18 protein-coding genes are annotated in these 18,572 nt (G+C 66.7%); 9 read left to right on the top strand and 9 right to left on the bottom strand.

Annotated features, from left to right (window positions below; translation table 11 throughout):
• Positions 1-189: 189 nt before the first annotated feature.
• Entirely contained in the window at positions 190-678 is a 489-nt protein-coding gene (locus tag OK351_RS16970) for a MarR family winged helix-turn-helix transcriptional regulator (RefSeq protein ID WP_265161421.1), read from the top strand.
• On the opposite strand, the gene OK351_RS16965 is transcribed toward OK351_RS16970, so the two are convergent.
• On the bottom strand, positions 668-2,518 hold the full coding sequence (locus OK351_RS16965) for an ABC transporter ATP-binding protein (protein ID WP_371931487.1): 1,851 nt from the start codon (positions 2,516-2,518) through the stop codon (positions 668-670). The genes OK351_RS16970 and OK351_RS16965 overlap by 11 nt on opposite strands.
• Before the next feature lie 104 nt (positions 2,519-2,622).
• On the opposite strand from OK351_RS16965, the gene OK351_RS16960 reads away from it, so the two are divergent.
• Complete coding sequence (locus OK351_RS16960) at positions 2,623-3,090, top strand: MarR family winged helix-turn-helix transcriptional regulator (RefSeq protein ID WP_265161420.1); 468 nt, start codon at positions 2,623-2,625, stop codon at positions 3,088-3,090.
• Between the two features lie 104 nt (positions 3,091-3,194).
• On the opposite strand, the gene OK351_RS16955 is transcribed toward OK351_RS16960, so the two are convergent.
• The 3 genes from OK351_RS16955 to OK351_RS16945 are packed head-to-tail and all read right to left on the bottom strand — an operon-like array spanning position 3,195 to position 7,195.
• Positions 3,195-5,117 carry an SIP domain-containing protein gene (locus OK351_RS16955; protein WP_265161419.1) on the bottom strand — a complete coding sequence of 641 codons (1,923 nt, stop codon included), beginning with the start codon at positions 5,115-5,117 and terminating at the stop codon, positions 3,195-3,197.
• 3 nt (positions 5,118-5,120) lie between these two features.
• Entirely contained in the window at positions 5,121-6,161 is a 1,041-nt protein-coding gene (locus tag OK351_RS16950; RefSeq protein WP_265161418.1) for a FecCD family ABC transporter permease, read from the bottom strand.
• Positions 6,158-7,195 carry a FecCD family ABC transporter permease gene (locus OK351_RS16945; protein WP_265161417.1) on the bottom strand — a complete coding sequence of 346 codons (1,038 nt, stop codon included), beginning with the start codon at positions 7,193-7,195 and terminating at the stop codon, positions 6,158-6,160. Before OK351_RS16945 ends, OK351_RS16950 begins: the two co-directional genes overlap by 4 nt.
• 20 nt (positions 7,196-7,215) lie before the next feature.
• On the opposite strand from OK351_RS16945, the gene OK351_RS16940 reads away from it, so the two are divergent.
• A complete protein-coding gene (locus tag OK351_RS16940) occupies positions 7,216-8,016 on the top strand; it encodes an MBL fold metallo-hydrolase (protein ID WP_265161416.1) in 801 nt (266 codons plus the stop codon).
• A gap of 3 nt (positions 8,017-8,019) precedes the next feature.
• Here OK351_RS16940 and OK351_RS16935 read toward each other — a convergent pair whose 3' ends face one another.
• From OK351_RS16935 to OK351_RS16925, 3 genes are all read right to left on the bottom strand, one after another.
• Complete coding sequence (locus OK351_RS16935) at positions 8,020-9,045, bottom strand: ABC transporter substrate-binding protein (protein WP_265161415.1); 1,026 nt, start codon at positions 9,043-9,045, stop codon at positions 8,020-8,022.
• Positions 9,046-9,195: 150 nt separating this feature from the next.
• Complete coding sequence (locus OK351_RS16930) at positions 9,196-10,545, bottom strand: FtsX-like permease family protein (protein WP_265161414.1); 1,350 nt, start codon at positions 10,543-10,545, stop codon at positions 9,196-9,198.
• Entirely contained in the window at positions 10,542-11,267 is a 726-nt protein-coding gene (locus OK351_RS16925; protein ID WP_265161413.1) for an ABC transporter ATP-binding protein, read from the bottom strand. Before OK351_RS16925 ends, OK351_RS16930 begins: the two co-directional genes overlap by 4 nt.
• Before the next feature lie 127 nt (positions 11,268-11,394).
• Here OK351_RS16925 and OK351_RS16920 point away from each other — a divergent pair, with 127 nt between their 5' ends.
• On the top strand, positions 11,395-11,658 hold the full coding sequence (locus tag OK351_RS16920) for a thioredoxin family protein (RefSeq protein WP_265161412.1): 264 nt from the start codon (positions 11,395-11,397) through the stop codon (positions 11,656-11,658).
• A 56-nt stretch (positions 11,659-11,714) separates the two neighbouring features.
• Positions 11,715-12,368 (top strand): YqaJ viral recombinase family protein, encoded by a 654-nt coding sequence (locus tag OK351_RS16915; protein WP_371931486.1) that lies wholly within the window; start codon positions 11,715-11,717, stop codon positions 12,366-12,368.
• Between the two features lie 18 nt (positions 12,369-12,386).
• On the opposite strand, the gene OK351_RS16910 is transcribed toward OK351_RS16915, so the two are convergent.
• On the bottom strand, positions 12,387-13,472 hold the full coding sequence (locus OK351_RS16910) for a mechanosensitive ion channel family protein (protein ID WP_265161410.1): 1,086 nt from the start codon (positions 13,470-13,472) through the stop codon (positions 12,387-12,389).
• A 220-nt stretch (positions 13,473-13,692) separates the two neighbouring features.
• Here OK351_RS16910 and OK351_RS16905 point away from each other — a divergent pair, with 220 nt between their 5' ends.
• From OK351_RS16905 to OK351_RS16895, 3 genes are all read left to right on the top strand, one after another.
• A complete protein-coding gene (locus OK351_RS16905) occupies positions 13,693-14,256 on the top strand; it encodes an AMIN-like domain-containing (lipo)protein (RefSeq protein ID WP_265161408.1) in 564 nt (187 codons plus the stop codon).
• A gap of 93 nt (positions 14,257-14,349) precedes the next feature.
• Entirely contained in the window at positions 14,350-15,354 is a 1,005-nt protein-coding gene (locus OK351_RS16900) for a PhzF family phenazine biosynthesis protein (RefSeq protein ID WP_265161406.1), read from the top strand.
• Positions 15,355-15,399: 45 nt separating this feature from the next.
• A complete protein-coding gene (locus OK351_RS16895) occupies positions 15,400-16,905 on the top strand; it encodes a DHA2 family efflux MFS transporter permease subunit (RefSeq protein WP_265161404.1) in 1,506 nt (501 codons plus the stop codon).
• A 263-nt stretch (positions 16,906-17,168) separates the two neighbouring features.
• Here the strand turns inward: OK351_RS16895 and OK351_RS16890 are convergent, their stop codons facing one another.
• Positions 17,169-17,606: a DoxX family membrane protein gene (locus OK351_RS16890; protein WP_265161402.1), complete on the bottom strand. Its 438-nt coding sequence runs from the start codon at positions 17,604-17,606 to the stop codon at positions 17,169-17,171.
• A 191-nt stretch (positions 17,607-17,797) separates the two neighbouring features.
• Between OK351_RS16890 and OK351_RS16885 the strand changes: the two genes are divergently transcribed.
• Positions 17,798-18,505 carry a TetR/AcrR family transcriptional regulator gene (locus OK351_RS16885; protein WP_265161400.1) on the top strand — a complete coding sequence of 236 codons (708 nt, stop codon included), beginning with the start codon at positions 17,798-17,800 and terminating at the stop codon, positions 18,503-18,505.
• Positions 18,506-18,572 lie beyond the last annotated feature (67 nt).

Below are 18,572 nucleotides of genomic sequence, written 5' to 3'. Positions count from 1 at the left end.
CGGTGGCGAGCTGGACCAGCCTTGGGCCAATCAAGCCTGGGGCGGCTCGCCCGGCGCAATCCAGCATCCAGTGGGCCACCTTGAGATTGACGCGTCATTCATGTTTGCCAAATCCCACACTACACGAGATAATTGATACGTCAACAAATTATGGCGATCCGGTGTTCCGGCCAAGGAGAGGAAACAGAAGTGAGCGAAGAAACCCGCTGGCTCGACGACCAGGAGCAGCGCCTATGGAGGACCATCCGGGAGTTCCTGTGGCAGTTCCCCAGCGCCATGGACCGCCAGCTATCCCGTGATTCGGCGATGCAGTCCGGCGAGTATTCGGTGCTGGCCACGCTATCCGAGACGGGCAACGGCCCACTGCGTCCCGCGGCCCTGGCCGCCGAACTGGGGTGGGACCGCTCCAGACTATCCCACCTGCTGCGCCGCATGGAAGGCAAGGGCCTGATCAGCCGTTGCACCGACGCGCAGGATGGTCGCGGACAGCTGATCAGCCTGACCGGTGCCGGCTGGCAGGCCATCCGAGATGCCGCGCCCAGCCATGTCACCTTCATTCGCGAAGCGCTCTTCGACCAGTTGGACCCTTCGGAACGCGCGGTGCTGGAGAAATCGCTGGAACGGATCCTTGGCGGGCTGGGGGAACGCTCGGCGGTGGAGACCGGGCCTAGCTGCTGACCCGCTGCGCGTAGTCGCTGCCCTCCAGCAGCCGGGCGAACGGTCCTGCCGCATCGGCCAGCTCGTCAAAGCTCCCGGATTCGACAATCCGTCCGGCGTCCAGCACCACGATATTCTCCGCCCGGGCGATGGTGCTCAGCCGGTGGGCGATCAGCAGCGTGGTGCGCCCGTTCGACAGCCGGTCCAGCGCCTCTTGCACCAACGACTCGGTGACCGTGTCCAGCGCGCTGGTCGCCTCGTCGAGCACCAACACCTTCGGATCACGCAGCATCGTGCGGGCGATGGCCAGCCGTTGCTGCTCTCCCCCGGAGAAGCGGTGGCCGCGCTGGCCCACCATGGTATCCAGCCCCTGCGGCAGCGAGCTGATCAGTTCGGCAATCTGCGCACCCTGCAGTGCGGACCAGATCCGCTCCTCGCTGGCCCCCGGGGCTGCCCACTCCAGGTTCTGGCGGACGGTGCCATGCAGCAGGTAGCTCTCCTGGGAGACCACTCCGATAACCGAAGCCAGGTCACCGGGTTCCAGGTCCCGCAGGTCGTATCCGTCCAACGTGACCGACCCGGCGCCGGGGTCAGCCAACCGGGCAATGAGCGAACCGAGCGTGGATTTGCCCGATCCCGTGGCCCCGACGACGGCGGTGGTCCGCCCCGCCGGTAATTGCAGGTTGATGCCCTGCAAGGTGGGCAGTTCGGCACCCGGATACCGGAATTCCACCTGTTCCAGGTTCACCTCGCCACGCACCTTCTCCCGAACCAGGCGTTGCGGCTTATCCGGGACCGGCAGCGATTCGTCCGCATCCAGGTACTCGAAGACGCGGCTGAACAGGGCCAGGGCCGAAACCCATTGCACCGAGACCCCCATCAACCCCATGACCGGGCGGAAGATCCCGGCCTGCAGCCCGGTGAAGGCCACCAGCGTACCGATGGTCATCCCGCCGGAGGTTGCCGGCAGTCCCGCTGCCAGGTAGAGCACCGCGGGGACCACCGAGAAGATCACCGACATGGTGGCCATCCGCCACCGCCCGGCCAGCTGGCTGCGCATCTCCAGGTCGATCAACCGCCCACTGGACTCGGCGAACCGCCGCGAATCGTCATCGGTGGTGCCCATCAGCTTGGCCAGACGCACCCCCGAAATACTCAGCCGCTCCTCGATCAGCGAGGTCAGCGTGGACATCTCGGCCTGCCGCCGGGAGGTGATCGCCCGCCGCAGATTGGCCACCTGGCGGGTGAGCAGGATCGCCGGGGGCAGGACCACCAACGAGATCAGGCTCAGCCGCCAGGAGATCGCCACCATCGCGGCCGCGGTCGCCACCACGGTGGTGAAGTTCGAGGCGATCGAGGTGGCCGAGGAGGTCACCACAGATTGCATTTGCCCGACGTCATTAATGAGCCGGGACTGGACCTCGCCGGAGCGGGCCCGGGTGAAGAAACCCAGCGACTGGCGCTGCAGGTGCGTGAAGAGCGAGGTGCGTAGCCCATGCATCACCTGCTGCCCCATCAGCGTGGCCCGCCAGGTCTGGATGACCCCGAGCAGCGCGGTGAGCACCGCGATACCCACCAGCCCGCCGGCACCGGCCAGCAGCGCTGCGACATCCTGTTCGGGAATGGCATGGTCGATCAGGTCGCGGACGATAAAGGGCTGGATCAACCCGATCAGCGAGGCAGCGACAATCAGCGCCACCACCACGACCAGGGTTCCGCGGTGCGGCGCGAACAATGCGCCGATCCTGCGCAGGGACACGGGATGCTCTTCGAGCTGGTTACGGTCCTGGCGCATCTTCCGGCGATCGGCCCCGGATTGCGGGCGGCCTTCGCGCGGTGGCCCGAAATGAGGTTCACTCATGGGCACCTCCTTAGTACGGTAAGTCTGACACCATAATAACAGAGGTAACCTCACTATGTGGTTGCATCTTGAAAACTTCGGCTCCAGTCGCCTATTCTTGACCTATGCCTGATGCAAATTCCCAGCCCGACTTGGCTTCCCTGTTCCACCGGGTTTCCCGGGCCGTGAGGAAGCAGACATCGGCGGCCCTGCACCCGCACGGGATCACCCCACATCAGGCCCGCGCGATGATGTTGCTGGCGCGCGCCGCCGCGCAGTACCCGGACTCGGCAGGGGGTCTGCGTAATTCGCAGTTGGCCGAACAGCTGCGCATCGCCGCCCGCTCGGCCACCGAGGTGGTGGACCAGCTCCAGGACAAGGCCCTGGTGCAGCGCACACCCGATCCCTCCGACCGCCGCGCCTGGATCATCACGCTGACCGACCGGGGCCGTGAGCTGAGCACCCTGATCCGTGAGGACCGGCGGGTGCAGATGAACGACTTCTTCTCCCGGCTCGATGCCAACGACCAGCAGGAACTGCGCCGGATCCTCGGTTCGCTGGTCCAGGACGAGGACCAGCATCTCCACCGCTGACCCGGCCACCGGCAGGCGATGCCGTTAAATGCGGCGGCGGGCCCGAAAGGTGGTTCCCACCCTCCGGGCCCGCCGGGGCACTGCAACTGCCCGAACCGTGCGGGTCAGTTCTCGCTCTTGCCCTGGCGCCAGTAGCCCATGAACGCCACCTGCTTGCGGTCGATGCCCACATCACGCACCAGGTACCGGCGCAGGCTCTTGACCACCGAGGCTTCCCCGGCGATCCAGGCGTAGAACGGGCCGGCGGGGTTCTGCCCGGTTTCCCACAGGATCGTGGAATCCACGTCGATATCCTCCGGGTCGGTGTTGGTTTCCACCACCCCGGCGGCGGGAATCGCCACCGCGTCGCGCACTGCGGCTTCCAGCAATTCCCCGTGCGCGGCGGTGCCCCGGGTCAGCCAGTGCAGCGAGACCCCGGAAGCGGTGCTGGAACCCAGGATGTCCCCGGCTTCAGGGACCTCGATGAAGGCCTGGCCGGTGACCGTCGAGGGCAGGGCCTCGAGGATCGAGCAGATCGCCGGTGCGGCGGTTTCATCACCGACCAGCAGCACCCGGCTTGCCGATCCGGGGCGGAACTCGATGCCGCCGTAGCTGGCATCGGTCAGCGCCTTGTTCGGCCCGAGCAGCAGCAGCCGGTCCCCGATCTTGGCGTTGGCGCCGAATTCGGTGGCCGGCCCACCCTGCAGGTGCCCGTCCACGTACTGCCCGTGCAGGACAAAATCCACATCCAGTTCCGGCGCATCCTCCGAAAGGTTGTCGCGGTGCCCCGCCTCGCGCCAGGCTCGCACCGTGTAGGTGCGCATGACCCCGCGCTGCGCCGGGTCGATCTGCAACCAGCGCTGGTACCAGCCGGCGACGTCCGACGGGCTGGTCAGCCCCTGCGGTCGCATGGTCGCCAGTTCGGCGGGCAACCCGTCCGCGGCGCCGGCGGCCAGCAGCAGCTTGATGCGCAGGTCCAGGGGATGCGAGTTGGTTCCGAAATGCTCCAGATCCGGTCCGCTGAGGGTGATCCGGCGGAAGGAATCGGAGAGCTTCTCGGCGCGGATGACCTCGGTCTGGAAGGCCAGGGTCGCGCAGTGTTCGTGGCTCGGGCGCAGTTCGTCGCGGACTTCGCCCAGACCGGTCGCCGCCGACGGGCCGGAGGCGACGCGCCGGGTGCCGGCGGTGTCCGACGCGGCGGCCACCACCGCCGGTTCACGGCGCTTGATCCCCTTGGCGGCCAGCAGGGTTTCGGCGCGTAGCACCCGGTGCTTGCCGATCGGCAGCACCAGCGGGGTGCCGGCCACCGGGTCCGGGATCACCCGCGAGGGCATCCCGAACACCTCCTTGACCATCTGCTCGGTGACCACCACACTGGGGTGGCCCGCGGCGTGGATCTTGCCGTCCTTCAACGCCACCAGGTGGTCGGCGTAGCGTGCGGCCAGGTTCAAATCATGCAGCACGATGACCACGGTGATCCCGCGGGTGCGGTTCAGTTCGGCGATGGTGTCCAGCACCTCGAGCTGGTGGGCGATGTCCAGGTAGGTGGTGGGCTCGTCCAGCAGCAGCAGCCCGGTTTCCTGGGCCAGCGCCATCGCGATCCAGACACGTTGGCGCTGCCCGCCGGAGAGCTCGTCCACCGGCCGGTCGGCCAGCTCGGTGGTGCGGGTCATCGCCAGCGCACGGGCCACCGCGGCCTCGTCCTCGGCGGAGAAGCGCTTGAACCAGCCCTGGTGCGGGTAGCGTCCCCGGCTGACCAGTTCGCGCACCGTTATGCCTTCCGGGGCGTTGGGGGTCTGCGGCAGCAGCCCCAGCAGCTTGGCCACCTCCTTGGCCGGGCGGGTGTGGATATCGGACCCGTCCAGCAGCACCTGCCCACCGGCGGGTTTCAACAGCCGGGCCAGGGCCCGCAGCAGCGTGGATTTGCCGCAGCCGTTGGCCCCCACCACCATGGTCACTTCCCCGGTGGGGATCTGCAGCGAGAGCTCGTCGACGATGGTGACCTTGTCATAGGCCAAGGTCAGGCCGGTGGCCTCCAATTCGGCCATGGGTTATCCCCCGTTTCCTCTAGAGTTGGCACGCACCAGGACCCAGATCAGGAACGGTGCGCCGAATGCTCCGGTGATGACTCCCACCGGCAAGGACAGGTCCGCGAACAGGTTGGCGGCCAGGAAGTTCGCCACCGTGACGATGACCGCGCCGGTCAGGGCCGCCAGGCCGATGTTGATCGCCCCGCGGGTCAACGCCGCGGTGATCGGACCGGCCAGGAAGGCCACGAAGGCCAGTGGTCCGGTGACCGCCACCGGGATGGCGCCCATCGCCACGGCGACGAGGACCAGCAGCATCCGTGCCGAGCCCACGCGCAGGCCCAGCGCGGCGGCCGCGTCCTCGCCCAGTTCCAGCAGTTTCAGCTGCCGGATCACCAGCGGCAGCAGCGCCCCGACCAGCCCCAGCGCGATGAGCAGCACCCAGGCCTTCTCCCAGGTGCTCGGGGCCAGTGAACCGGTCAGCCAGCGGATCGCGTCGGCCGCGGTGTTCAACTGCGCCTGGGTGAGCAGGAACTGGATGACCGCCTGCAGCATGGCGCCGATGGCCAGCCCGGCCAGGATCAGCCGCGGCCCGGTGCGGCTGCCGGAGGCCGACAGCCAGTAGATCAGCGCCGCGACCCCCAGCCCGCCGGCCAACGCGGCCAGGTTCAGCCCCCATCCGGTGAGCCCGAGGTAGATCATGGCAACGATCGTGGCGGTGGCCGCCCCGTAGCCGATGCCGATCACATCGGGACTTGCCAGCGGGTTGCCCAGCCAGCGTTGGAAGAGCGACCCGGAGATGCCGAACCCGGCCCCGGCCAGGATCCCGACCACCAGCCGCGGCAGCCGGTCCTCAAGCAGGATGAAACCGGTGCCCGGAACGCTCTGCCCGCCGAGCACCTGCAGCACCTGCCCGGCCGGCAGCGCATCACGACCGGCGAAGATGTAGGCCGCGGCGGCCAGCAATAGCACGGCTGCGAGCCAGGCGGCGCAACGGGCCACCGGGCGGCGGCGCCGGCGCGTTGCCGGGGCGGCAGCGGTCTGGGCGGTCCTGGCTGGAATCATAGTTTCACCCCGGTCAGTCCGCGGCGCATCAGGATGATGAACAGCGGCGCACCGAGCACCGCGCACATCACCCCGACCTGGATCTCGCCGGGCGGGGCGATGACCCGCCCGGCCACGTCGGCGGCCAGCAGCAGGATCGGTCCGGCGATCAGCGAGCCGGGCATCAGCCAGCGGTAGTCCGCGCCCAGCAGCAGCCGCACCGCATGCGGGATCATCAGCCCGACGAACCCGATGGGCCCGGCCACCGCGGTGGCGCTGCCGGCCAGCAGCACGATGCCCAGCGAGCCGAACAGCCGCATCCGTCCCAGGTTGAATCCCAGGGCGGTGGCGGTGTCATCCCCCATCGACACGGCGTTGGAGACCCGCGCGGTGAGCAGCACGATCAGCGTACCGAGCAGCACCAGCGGCAGCGCCGCCAGATAGGTGTCCACCCCGCGCGCGGCCAGGGAGCCCACCTGCCAGAAACGGAATTCATCCAGCGAGGCGCGCGAGACCATCATCACCGCGTTGGTCATCGCCGTCAGCCCCACGGCCAGCGCCGCCCCGGCCAGCGCCAGCTTGATCGGGGTGGCCCCCTCGCGGCCGATGCTGGCCAGCAGGTAGACCAGCAGCATCACCACGGCCGCGCCGATGAACGCGGCCAGCATCATCGATCCCAGGCTGACCGCCCCGCCCAGGGCCACCAGGCCCACCACGGCCAGTGCGGAACCGGCATTCAGCCCCAGGATGCCGGCATCGGCCAACGGATTACGGGTCAACCCCTGCATCCCGGCACCGGAAAGCCCCAGGGCGGCGCCGACCACCAGCGCTCCCACGGTGCGTGCAATCCGCGAATGAACCACCGCATGTTCGGGGTTGGCGGCGTCGAATTGGGTCAACGCCTCGATCAGGGCGCCGAACGGAATCGTCCGCGCGCCGAAGAGCAGCGAGGCCAGCACGGCGCACAACAACAGCACCAGCAACCCGGCACAGAGCCCCAGTTTGCCCAGCGCCCCGGTACGCTCGGCGCGTCGTGTACTTTCGGTCGCGGTCATTGCTTCCTACACTCGTTCATATGGAACATCTTGCCTCGCCGCGTTGGCTGGGTCCCGGACTGGGCCTGCTGCGTGCGAACAATCCCTCGGAAATGACCCTGCAGGGCACCAACAGCTATCTGGTATTCGACCCGGCCCTCGACGAACCGGCCGGTACCAGCCCGGTGATCGTGATCGACCCGGGACCGGAGCTGGAGGACCACCTGCAGGCGTTGGCCCGCTTCGAGGTGTGCCTGGTGCTGGCCACCCACCGGCATGCGGACCACACCGGCGGGATCAACCGGATCCACGAGTTGACCGGTGCACCGGTGCGCGCGCTGCTGCCCGCACACTGCCGTGACGCAGCGCCGCTGCTGGACGGGGAACTGATCCAGGCCGCCGGTACCAGCCTGCAGGTGCTGCATACTCCGGGACATACCTCCGATTCGGTCTGCCTGCTGCGCCAGGGCGCGTGCACGAACCTGTTTACCGGGGATACCGTGCTGGGCTCCGGGACCACCATCCTGGAGCATCCCGACGGCACACTGGCGGACTACCTGGCCTCGCTGCGCATGTTGCGCGCCGTACCCGATACGCCGTTGCATCCGGGCCACGGCCCGCAACATCCGGGATCGCACCGGCTGCTCGATGACTACCTGGCCCACCGTGAACAGCGCCTCGGACAGGTGCGCGGCGCCCTGGCGCGGCTGGGAAAGACCGCGGCACAGGCGGCCCCGGCCGAACTGCTGGGCCAGGTGTATCCGGACATCGACGCCCGTCTGGCCGCCGCGGCGACCCACTCGCTTCAAGCGCAACTGCACTACCTGGAGTCCAACGCCTAGCCGCTACTTGGCGGCTGCGGCCTGCTGCGCGGCCTCGGCCAGCGACGGCACCACGTTCTCGATGGCCCAGGACAGCGACAACGGCGAGGCCGCGGAAACCGAGAGTACCGCCTGGTCACTGGCCACCGCGACCAGCCCGCCGGTGGATGCCGAGGGGATCTGGCCGAAGAGCGCGTTGGATGCCAGTGCGTCCTCGATGCTCGCCCCGCTGGCCACCGAGGCGAAGAAGATGTCTGATTCCAGTTCGCTGGCCCGCTCCGGGGACCATTCGAAGTAGAAGCTGCCCTCGGGTGTGTTCTCGGTGACCACCTCGGCCTGGGTCATGCCCAGCGCGGAAAGGAAACGGGGACGGTTGTCCGCACCGGCGTACAGGCTGATGGTCTTGGGCTGGGACAGGTCCCCGGCGATGAAGGTGGTGTCCTTGAACACCGGGTGGGCTTCGGCCTGTGCCGCCAGTTCCCCTTCGAGGTCCTCGATCAACGCCGCGGCCTCATCGCTCTTGCCCAGCAACTGGCCGGCGGCCTCGGTGCTCTGCTGCCAGCTGGTGAGGTAGTTCGCCTCCAGCGGTCCGACGGTCGGGGCGATCTTGCTCAGCTTCTCGTACTCGTCCTGCTTCAACCCCGAGTATGCGGCGAAGATCACCTGCGGGTCGGATGCGGCGATGGCCTCGAAGTCGATGCCGTCGGCGACGGAGAACTGGGCCGGGGCATTGTCCGAGCCGATCTCGGCACCCAGCTCGGCAAGCCTGGCGTCCTTCCAGTCGGTGGAGTTGTTGGCATTCTGTCCCCAGACGTCGGCATCCATACCTACCGGCACGGTCCCCAGCGCCAGCAGCGCATCGGCGTTCACCCAGGAAATCGTGGCCACGCGTTCGGGCACCTGCTCGATGGTGGTTTCCCCGTAGATGTGCTCGATGGTGATCGCCCCGTCGGCATCGGGCCCCGAGGTGGACCCCGATCCACAACCGGTCAGGGCCAGGGCAGTGGCGGCCGCAGCGGCCATGAGGGTGTGACGACGAGTGAGTTTCATTGTGAGTCCGTAACTTCTCCAGGTGGCAGTTCCAACCCCGGGGTTGGTTAGGCAAACCATACCCGGGCCGGATGCAACATTACGCCCACGGTCGGCCATTACGCAATACAGCCGGGCTGTAATCGGGCTCACTGCGGGCCCGCCGCACCGCTATTCGGCCAGTACGGCGATTCCCCCGGCGTGCCGGCCGCGCAGCATCCGGCGCGGGGAGGCCAGCGCGATCGCCAGGCGGACCACCAGCAGACCGGCCGCCACCGCGCCGAGCACCACCAGCACCGTGAGGGGTTTGAGCAGGATCGCCAGACCCGCCAGCGGCAACACCAGTACCGCCGAGGCCACCCCGAAGCCGATGGCCGCGGTGAGCGTCGGGATCATGACCGACTTCACCCGGGCCCGGTTCATCACCGCCTCCGGCATGCCCAGCCTATCCAGCCCGTGGTACAAATCCGCCCGATCCAGGGTCCCGGCCGCCTGGGTGATGGCGCTGGAGACGGCCACGCAGGCGAAGCTCACCGCCAGGGTCAGCAGCACCCCGGTGAGCACATCGGAGGCCAGGTGCGCTTCCCATCCCTGCAGGGACGCGTCATCCCCGAACTGCATCATCGCCGCACCGCTGCCGCCGACCACGGCCACGAAGGCGGCCATCGCCACCCCGGATACCTGGCGCCAGGCCTGTTGCGGGGATTCCAGGATCATCCGCGCCCCCAGCAGCGCGGCCGCGTCGCCGGCCTTGCGCAGTTTCGCGCGTCCCACCATCGCCACCAGCCAGGGGCCGACCAGGTTCATGATCCCCAGCCCCAGCCCCATTCCCAGGACCAGCACCACGATCATCACGGCCAGGTCCTGGGCGATCATGCCCAGGTTGGTGAACAAGGCGTACAGCACGGCCAGGGTCACCAGCACGATCACCACACGGATCCAGCTCGGGGTGCTCACGGTGCTGCGTTTGCGCACCGCCAGCGGGGTGATCACCAGCTTGCGCAGCCCGGTGAGCGAACTGATCACCGACAGCACCGCCACGGCGGCCAGCACCGCCAGGATCACCGGCACCGGCACCAGCAAGCTCGACCCCAGCGCCGCCCCCTGGAACCGTACCAACCCCACCAGCGGGACCAGCAGGAAGTAGAGCAGCACCCCGCCCAGCGCCCCGAGTACCGCCGCGGCCAGCGCCTGCAGCACGCTGATCGCGCGCACCTGGGCTCCGGTGGCCCCCAGCAGTCGCAACGAGGCCAACGCCCGGTCCTGGCTGCGGGCCGATAGCTGCGCCGCAGCCCGGCCCAGCACCAGCAACGGGATGACCAGCAGCATCACGGCCAGTGCCGCCAGCGACAGGTAGAAGCCCTGGGCCTCGGTATCGAACTGCCTGAAGGACAGGGCCCCTCCGACCACCACCAGCACCAGGGCGCTGACCACCGCGTAGGCACTGAGGGTCAGGAGCAACGGGGCCCGGCGGGCGGGTGTGGGCCGGCCCAGCAGCCAGGCCATATGCAGCAGGTTCACGGCAGGGCCACCGATCCGGTCCGGGCCTGGGCGCTGTCATCGACGATGGCGCCGTCACGCAACCGCACCACCCGGTCGCAGCGGGCCGCGACCTGTTCGTCGTGGGTGACCATCACCAGGGTCTTGCCGTCCCCCACGGTCCCGGCGAACAGGGTGTCGAGCACCTCGGTGCCGGTCACCGAATCCAGTGCGCCGGTCGGCTCATCGGCGAAAATCACCTGCGCCCCGGTCACCAGTGCCCGGGCGATGGCCACACGCTGCGCCTGCCCTCCGGACAGTTCGCCGATCCGGCGGTCCTCCAGGCCGGCCAGGCCCAGGCGGGACAGCGCTGCCGCCGCCTGCGCGGTGGCCTCGCCGCGGGCCACCGAGTTGATCATCAGGGCCATGGCCACATTTTCCACGGCGGTCAGCTCCGGGATCAGCAACCCGGACTGGAAGACGAAGCCGAAGGCCTCGCGACGCAGCCGGGAACGCCGGGACTCGCCCAGCTCGGTGATCGCCTGCCCGTCGGCGCCGGGCAGGTGCAGTACCACCTGCCCGGAATCGGGGGTCTCGATCCCGGCCAGGGTGTGCAGCAGGGTGGATTTCCCGGACCCCGAGGGGCCCATGATCGCCAGGGAACGACCGGGGTGGACCTGCAGGTCCACCCCGGCCAGGGCGGTGGTTGATCCGAAACGGCGGATGAGGCCTCGTGCGGTGAGCACGGCAGTGTTTTCTCGCATGGTCCAATATTTTCAGTTCCGGCCCGGCAATTCCTCGCCCGGCCGGGCGAATTACGCCGCCGCTTTCCTCATACCCTGGTCGCAGTCGCGCCACCGGGAACTCAGCCGCCGGTATGCTGGAGGCACCATGCTCCTGCAATTGTTCACCCAACCCTTTTGCGCCCCGTGCGTCCGTGCCCGTCATGTGGTGGACCGGGTCAGCCAGCTGGTGCCCGGGCTGCAGGTCGAACACATCGATGTGGTGGCCCGGTGGGAGCTGGGGCAGGCCGCGCAGGTGCTTTCGACCCCGGTCATCAGGTTGCTCGATGGCGGCGAACCGGTGTTCCGCGCCGAGTCGGTTCCCACTGTGGACCAGTTGCTGGCGGTACTTGCCGCCCACACCCGGACGTAGGACCCGACACGACTCACACCCCGGGCAGAACGCTTTCACCCCGTTCATGGGGAAGAATGGGTCGGGTGAGTGTTGTATCTGGTCTTGGGCATGAGTGCTTCGAACGTGTATTGGCCGACTCGTCGAACCGAATCGAATGGCTCCGGGCCCGGGCCCAGGGGATCACCGCCACCGATGTGGCCAAACTGTCCACCGAACGCTCCATCCGCTCGGCCGCCTGGGACAAGCTGCACGGTTCGGGCTTCTCCGGCAACCCCTACACCGAGCACGGCCGACGCCGCGAACCGGTGATCGCCGCCTGGGTGCAGGAGAATTTCAACATCTTCCCCTCCAGCCACCTCTTCCATTCCCGGAACAACCCGATCCACCTGGCCACCCCCGACGGTTTGGGTTTCGCAGCCGACGGCACCCCGGTGCTGGCCGAGATCAAGACCACCAACAAGCCCTTCAACCGGGTACCGAAAAACTACCTGCGCCAGATCCTGTGGCAGCAGTACGTCATCGGTGCGGAGAAGACCCTGTTCGTCTGGGAGCAGCACGAGAACTTCGTTCCATTGCAGGCCGTCCCGCAGTTCCGCTGGGTGGAACGTGATGACACCATGATCGCGGACCTGATCAATTTGGCCGATGCCCTGGTCGCCGAACTGCGCCGGGCCACCGCCCGGCAGCAGCAGCTCAACGACTACGGGCCCGCGGCACTGCGCCTCTAGCTCCTGGCCCCGTCACGGTTAGCGCACTTCGGGACGGATCCGCGGATCGGGCAACGATTCGGGATAATCCTCCAACAGCTCCTGCAGGAGCCTTTCGCGCACCATATTGCTCAGGTCCCACAGGTCCCCGGGATTGCGCGCCGATAAAAAGATGGTCACGGTCTGCAGCCCGCCCACCGCGTCGGTCACGACCAGGGAGTTGCTGCGTCCATCCCACAAATCGGAGGATTCGAGCAGCTCACCGGTCCTCCGGCGCAGGTAATCCACCGGGGCGTTCCACTTCAGTTCCAGCACCACTGTCCCGGAGATCTCGGTGGTACGCCGCGACCAGTTCTCGAACGGCGTGGTGGTGAAGTAGGTCGAGGGCAGGATCATGCGCCGGCCGTTGAGCAGCAGCACCACCACATAGCTGAGCGTGATTTCCTCCACGGTGCCACGCTCGTCCTCCACCACGATGATGTCCCCCACCCGGATGGCGTCGGTGAAAGCCACCTGCATCCCGGCGAAGACATTGGCCAGCGGGGTCTGGATGGCCAGGCCGACCACCACCGAAAGCAGGCCCGCGGAGGCCAGGATACCGGCGCCCAGGGCCCTGACCTGTTCGATGGTCAGCAAGATCGCTGCAATGGCGATCACGATCAGGATCGCGGCGATGACCCGGCGCAGCAACCCCATCTGGGTTTGCACCTTGGCCAGTTTCCGCCCGTTGCCGAACTTCTTCTCCAGCCGTTCGAGCATGAAGTTCTCGACCGCCTTGGCCAGCCTGATCAGGAACCAGGTGACGAACATGACCAGCAGCACCAGCCAGATGAACTGCCAGATCTCGTATCCGGCCTGTTCGCGGTGCAGGGCCAGCAGGGTGCTCTTGACCACCACCGAGGCCAGCGCGCCGAAGAAGGGCAGCCTGGTGGAGGCGATATCCTGCTGCATCGACTGGCTGTGGCGGAAGACCCGGGAGAAGACGAAGCTGAGCACGAAGGTCAGGACTGCGACCAGCAGTAACCCGACCGCGACCACGGCCCAGAATCGCAACGATTCGGGTAGGAAATTGGAGGCTTCAACGACCTCGGAAACGGTCTCTTCGATCGGTTCGGTGGGACTCATGAGCATGCTTATAGCATGTCATAGTCGGCTTTACGGCAGCTGGGCAGCACACCGGTGCATGCCGAATGTGAATTTTCCCCGCACCGCGAGTATCAATGCCGTTGCGTTTATATCCCGATTGCGCTGGCCCCTTGCTTCTGGCCCCAGGCGGGTCTCTACTGGTAGAGGGTCGCTGAACCAGCGCCCGGCGTATATGCAATAAGGAAAGCCGGTGAGGGCAATGCGCCACAAGAAGCTCGGATTAACCGCAGCGATACTCGCATCAGGTCTCTTGGCCATGGCCCCCGCGGCCACGGCCTCCACGGTTCCGGCCGCGTCGCCGGCCACCGCCTGTGCCACCGTGTACTGGGGTTCGCTGCCCAAAGCGGTCCCGACGTACTCGTCGGCCACGGTTCATGATGTCCGCACCGGACGCCACAGCTGCTATGACCGTCTGGTGATTGACCTGAACGGCAAGAACGTGGGCTACTCGGTGAAATACGTGGACAACCTCTACGAACCGGGAAGCGGCAAGAAGGTCAACCTCAGCGGCGGGGCCAAGCTGGCGATTACCGCCCATGCCCCGGCCTACGATGCCAAGGGCAATCCCACCTATCTGCCCGGATCCAAGGTGCGCACGCTGAACTACTCCACCTTCAGGCAGCTGGCCTACCTGGGCAGTTTCGAGGGGCAGACCGAATGGGGCCTGTCCACCCGGGCACTGCTGCCGATGCGGGCCTTCGTCCTGGACGGACCGGGGCAGGGTTCCCGCCTGGTCGTTGACGTGGCCCACTACTGGTACTGATCCGGCTGCCGCGGCGGGTCAGTCGGTGTCATCCTCGGCCTCGGGGCGTAACACCGGCTGACCTGTGCGCGTGTTTGTGCCACCATGCAGTGTATGAGCCGAACCTTCCCGTATCAGCAGGTAGATGTTTTTGCGCCCACCACTTTTAACGGCAATGGATTGGCCGTGGTTTTCGACGCCGATGGGCTGGACACCGGCCAGATGCAGGCCTTCGCGCGCTGGATGAACCAATCGGAAACCGTCTTCTTCATTTCCCCCACCGAATCGGATGCCGACTACGCGATCCGGATCTTCACTCCCAGCATCGAGCTGCCGTTCGCCGGACACCCGACGCTGGGCGCGGCCCACGCGTGGTTGGAAGCCGGCGGCGAACCCCAGGTACCTGATCAGTTGCTGCAGCAATGCCCCGCCGGACTGATCGAGGTCCGCATCGAACGCCAGCCCAGCGCCAAATACGCCCGGCGGCTTTCCTTCCTGGCCCCGCCCCTGACCCGCAGCGGCCCACTGGAGGATGATGTCCTGCAATGGGCTACCGCCGGGCTGGGCATCGACCCGCGGGACGTGATCGCCCACCAATGGCTGGTGAACGGGCCGAACCATGTGGGACTGATGTTGCGTGACGCCGATGTGGTGCTGGGCATCGAGCCGGACTGGGTGGCATTGGAGGGTCTGGAAATCGGGGTCATCGGCCCCTATACCTCGGCGAGTATCCCGATGGGCTCCTGGCAACCGCGCGACAGCGTCCTGCCCCGGGTGGCCGGCACCCGCGAGGAACTGCGCCCGCTGGATGCCTCGGATCTGCAACGCTCGGAGGAACGCTTCGGTTCGGTGGTGCTGCAGCCTCCCGCCGATTTCGAGGCCCGCTCCTTCATCCCCAGTGAGGCCATCCAGGAGGATCCGGCGACGGGTTCGCTGAATGCCGGCTTCGGCCAGTGGCTGATCGAGGCCGCCCTGGCCCCGCAACGCTATACCGTGCGCCAGGGGACCAGGGTCGGGCGTGCGGCGGTCCTGCATGTGGAACACGATGGGGCCGGGGTCTGGGTCGGCGGGGATGTGGTGACCCGGATCGACGGGAACGTTAGCTTCGACGCACATTAGTTGCATTTGTCATCTTTCTTGGGGTCCGGCGACTAGGCTTGGCTCGTGACTTCCACCGAATTTGACTCCAAAGCCGCCTGGCGCGCCCTGTGGGCACTGGTCATCGGCTTCTTCATGATCCTGTTGGACACCACCATCGTCTCGATGGCCATGCCGGCGATCATGGGTGCCCTGGAAGCGGATCTGACCTCGATCATCTGGGTGAACAGCGCCTACCTGCTCACCTTCGCGGTACCGCTGCTGGTCACCGGACGCCTGGGCGACCGGTTCGGTCCCCGCAATATCTACCTCATCGGGCTGGCGGTCTTCACCGTCTCCTCCTTGTGGTGCGGCCTCTCGCCGAGCATCGGCAGCCTGATCGCCGCCCGGGCGTTGCAGGGCCTGGGCGCGGCAATGATGTCCCCGCAGTCGATGACGCTGATCACCCGGCTCTTCCCCTACGCCCACCGCGGTGCGGCCATGGGCGTCTGGGGCGCGGTGGCGGGGATCGCCTCGCTGATCGGGCCGATTGCCGGCGGAGTACTGGTTGACACCCTGGGCTGGGAATGGATCTTCTTCATCAACCTGCCGATCGGCGTGCTGACCTTCCTGCTGGTCATGCGCCGGGTTCCGAAGCTGCCGGTGCATTCGCCGACCTTCGACTGGGTGGGTGTGGTGCTCTCCGCGGGAGCCATGTTCGCCCTGGTCTTCGGCATCCAGGAGGGTGATTCCACTGGTTGGCAGCCGTTCATCGGACCCATCGGGTCGGTTCACCTGATCGTTGCCGGTGTGCTCCTGATGGCTTTGTTCATCTGGTGGCAGGCCCGCACCCGTCTTGCGCCGCTGGTGCCCTTGGGCCTGTTCAAGGACCGCAACTTCTCGTTGGCCAACCTGGGTATCAGTTTCATGGGGCTGTCCATCACCACCTTGAGTCTGCCGATGATCTTCTACCTGCAATCGGTACGCGGGCTCACCCCCACCCAGGCGGCCCTGTTGCTGTCCCCGATGGCGATCGTGGCGGCCATCTGCGCCCCACTGGTCGGCAAGAGCGTTACCCGCCATGACCCACGGGTTTTCGCGGTGCCCGGGTTCCTGCTTTTCGGCGGAGGCATCGTGGCCTACGCGCTACTGATGCATGCCCAGACGCCGCTATGGATCCTGTTGCTTCCCTCGGCCGTGCAGGGTGTGGGTTCGGCGCTGATTTGGCCCTCACTGTCGCTGACCGCCACCCGCGATCTGGGTCCGGCCAATGCCGGGGCCGGATCCGGGGTATACAACACCACCCGGCAGATCGGCGCGGTACTGGGTTCTGCACTGATCGCGGTGATGATGCAGTCGCGTATTGCGGCGCAGGTTGCCACCCTGGAGGGCGGTCCCGGGGTGGAGCAGTTGCCCGATATCTCCGGTGAGCTCACCCCCGGGGTGGAGTTGCCGCAATTCCTCCACGAGGCGATCTCCCTGGGCCTGGGTGAAGCCCTGCTGCTACCCGGCCTCGTCGCCCTGGCCGCAGTGGTGGTGGTCTGCTTCTTTCGTGGCTCACCGGCCAAGGACGCGCCAACTGTCGAACGCTAGTTAGCGCAGAACCCGGGTGGTGTGCTGTTCCAGGACACCACCCGAGTTCTGCGCATCGTTTGCTGTCAGGCCTGGCCATCGGGCTTGAGCGTGAATCCAGGAACCTTGTCGGTGAGCTGTTCCCGTGACGCGGCAGCCAGAGCGTTGGCATGCCCACCGGCTCCGTCTGTCCATGATTCGGATGTGGCGACCCGGCATTTGCGAAGCCGCCGTACCCACGGCCCTTTCCGGGACCGCCCGGTCACCGGTTGAGCCAGCGGGATTCAGTTCTTGTTCTTCTTTTTCTGCTGGCGATAGGAACGCCGGCCGAAGATCAGCGCGACGGCGATTCCCGCCAGCCAGATGTCCTTGGCCAAGGCGGTGCCATCGGCTGTGGGGCGCACCCCATCGGATTCGGTCATGCCGGGGGTGCGCAGATAGCTGCTCAGTAGCACCCCGGAGAACGCGGCCAATCCCAGCCCGGCCAGCCGTGATGGAATCAGTGGAAGCAACAGGGCCGATCCCAGACCGATTTCCGCACCGGAAACCATCTTGCCGAATGCGGCCGGTTCCAGGGAGGCCAGCTGCGGTACCCCGTTGGTGGCCAGTTGTTGCAGGCCGGCGGCACTTTCCTCGTCCAGGCGCAATTTATTGATGCCGCTGTTGAGGATAAAGGCACCACTGACCAGACGCAGTGCTGCATTTGCAATTGAGATACCCATAGATACTCACTTCCTTCATTAGTGCTTTGTCTACGGCCATGCCCAGTCAATGACTGCCAGGCACCTGCTGTTTAGCCTAATCACCCTAGACCTGGATCACAATGACCAGACACGCGCTCACCGAAGATCCCCAGTTTCGGTGCCGTGTTTCCCGGGACTGTGGCGGACGCCCCCGGGTCGAAAGGCGAACCATGCTAGATTCGAAAATCATGATCTCATCCTCCGCCGTACCTGCTGCCGCCCTTGAACTGCTGATTGAACAGGGCTTCGATACCACCAGCGTCGACGAGCTGGCGGCCGCGGCCGGGATCTCGCGTTCGACGTTCTTCCGCCGCTTCGGGTCCAAGGAGAACATGGTCTTCGCCGACCAGGAAATGATCATCACCCACCTGCAAACGGTTCTGGGCACAAGTTCCGCCCCGGCCTTGCAGGCCCTGGTCGACGCGGTGGGAGTGGTTTTCGACCAGTACACCGCCAACCCCCCGGCGGCCGAGCTGCGCCACCGACTTCTGCAGGAAGTCCCGTCGTTGCGTGATCGCGAGCTGGTCTCCACACATCGCTTCGAGCGGGCGTTCAACGGTTACCTGACATCCCGCGGTCTTTTCGCCGCCCCGGAGGAGCATGCCCTGCGTTTGGGAATCAGCGCCGGGATCGTGGCGATCCACAACGACCACCTGCGGACCTGGCTGCGCGACCATACGGCAACCAGCCGCGAGGCGCTGGCCGAGGACGCCCGCCGGTTCCTGAACCGCTTCAGCGACATCTTGCTTCCCGGCAGCGACGCCACCGCACCGCCCACAGGCCACACGGTGGTGGTCTCGGTGATCAATGGACCGGTCGACCAGCAGCTGGTTCTCGACGAGGTGGCCCGTGCCCTGCGCGAAACACCCCTGAAATGACACAGAGTATCTTGACATGAAACTGAGTTCCATTAGGCTTGGGGTTGCACCAGCATCCCCCTGACCT

The organism is Glutamicibacter sp. MNS18 (assembly GCF_026107515.2).
In the GTDB taxonomy this organism is placed as follows: domain Bacteria; phylum Actinomycetota; class Actinomycetes; order Actinomycetales; family Micrococcaceae; genus Glutamicibacter.
Note: the sequence above shows the minus strand (reverse complement) of the source record. Positions and strands in the feature narration are given on the sequence as shown.

Coding starts and splice junctions, on each gene's coding strand:
- OK351_RS16955 (WP_265161419.1), bottom strand. CDS start 5,117: ATGGCCGAATTGGAGGCCACCGGCCTGACCTTGGCCTATGACAAGGTC.
- OK351_RS16900 (WP_265161406.1), top strand. CDS start 14,350: ATGAGCCGAACCTTCCCGTATCAGCAGGTAGATGTTTTTGCGCCCACC.
- OK351_RS16925 (WP_265161413.1), bottom strand. CDS start 11,267: ATGCGAGAAAACACTGCCGTGCTCACCGCACGAGGCCTCATCCGCCGT.
- OK351_RS16920 (WP_265161412.1), top strand. CDS start 11,395: ATGCTCCTGCAATTGTTCACCCAACCCTTTTGCGCCCCGTGCGTCCGT.
- OK351_RS16890 (WP_265161402.1), bottom strand. CDS start 17,606: ATGGGTATCTCAATTGCAAATGCAGCACTGCGTCTGGTCAGTGGTGCC.
- OK351_RS16965 (WP_371931487.1), bottom strand. CDS start 2,518: ATGAGTGAACCTCATTTCGGGCCACCGCGCGAAGGCCGCCCGCAATCC.
- OK351_RS16940 (WP_265161416.1), top strand. CDS start 7,216: ATGGAACATCTTGCCTCGCCGCGTTGGCTGGGTCCCGGACTGGGCCTG.
- OK351_RS16945 (WP_265161417.1), bottom strand. CDS start 7,195: ATGACCGCGACCGAAAGTACACGACGCGCCGAGCGTACCGGGGCGCTG.
- OK351_RS16960 (WP_265161420.1), top strand. CDS start 2,623: ATGCCTGATGCAAATTCCCAGCCCGACTTGGCTTCCCTGTTCCACCGG.
- OK351_RS16910 (WP_265161410.1), bottom strand. CDS start 13,472: ATGAGTCCCACCGAACCGATCGAAGAGACCGTTTCCGAGGTCGTTGAA.
- OK351_RS16885 (WP_265161400.1), top strand. CDS start 17,798: ATGCTAGATTCGAAAATCATGATCTCATCCTCCGCCGTACCTGCTGCC.
- OK351_RS16915 (WP_371931486.1), top strand. CDS start 11,715: ATGGGTCGGGTGAGTGTTGTATCTGGTCTTGGGCATGAGTGCTTCGAA.
- OK351_RS16905 (WP_265161408.1), top strand. CDS start 13,693: ATGCGCCACAAGAAGCTCGGATTAACCGCAGCGATACTCGCATCAGGT.
- OK351_RS16950 (WP_265161418.1), bottom strand. CDS start 6,161: ATGATTCCAGCCAGGACCGCCCAGACCGCTGCCGCCCCGGCAACGCGC.
- OK351_RS16935 (WP_265161415.1), bottom strand. CDS start 9,045: ATGAAACTCACTCGTCGTCACACCCTCATGGCCGCTGCGGCCGCCACT.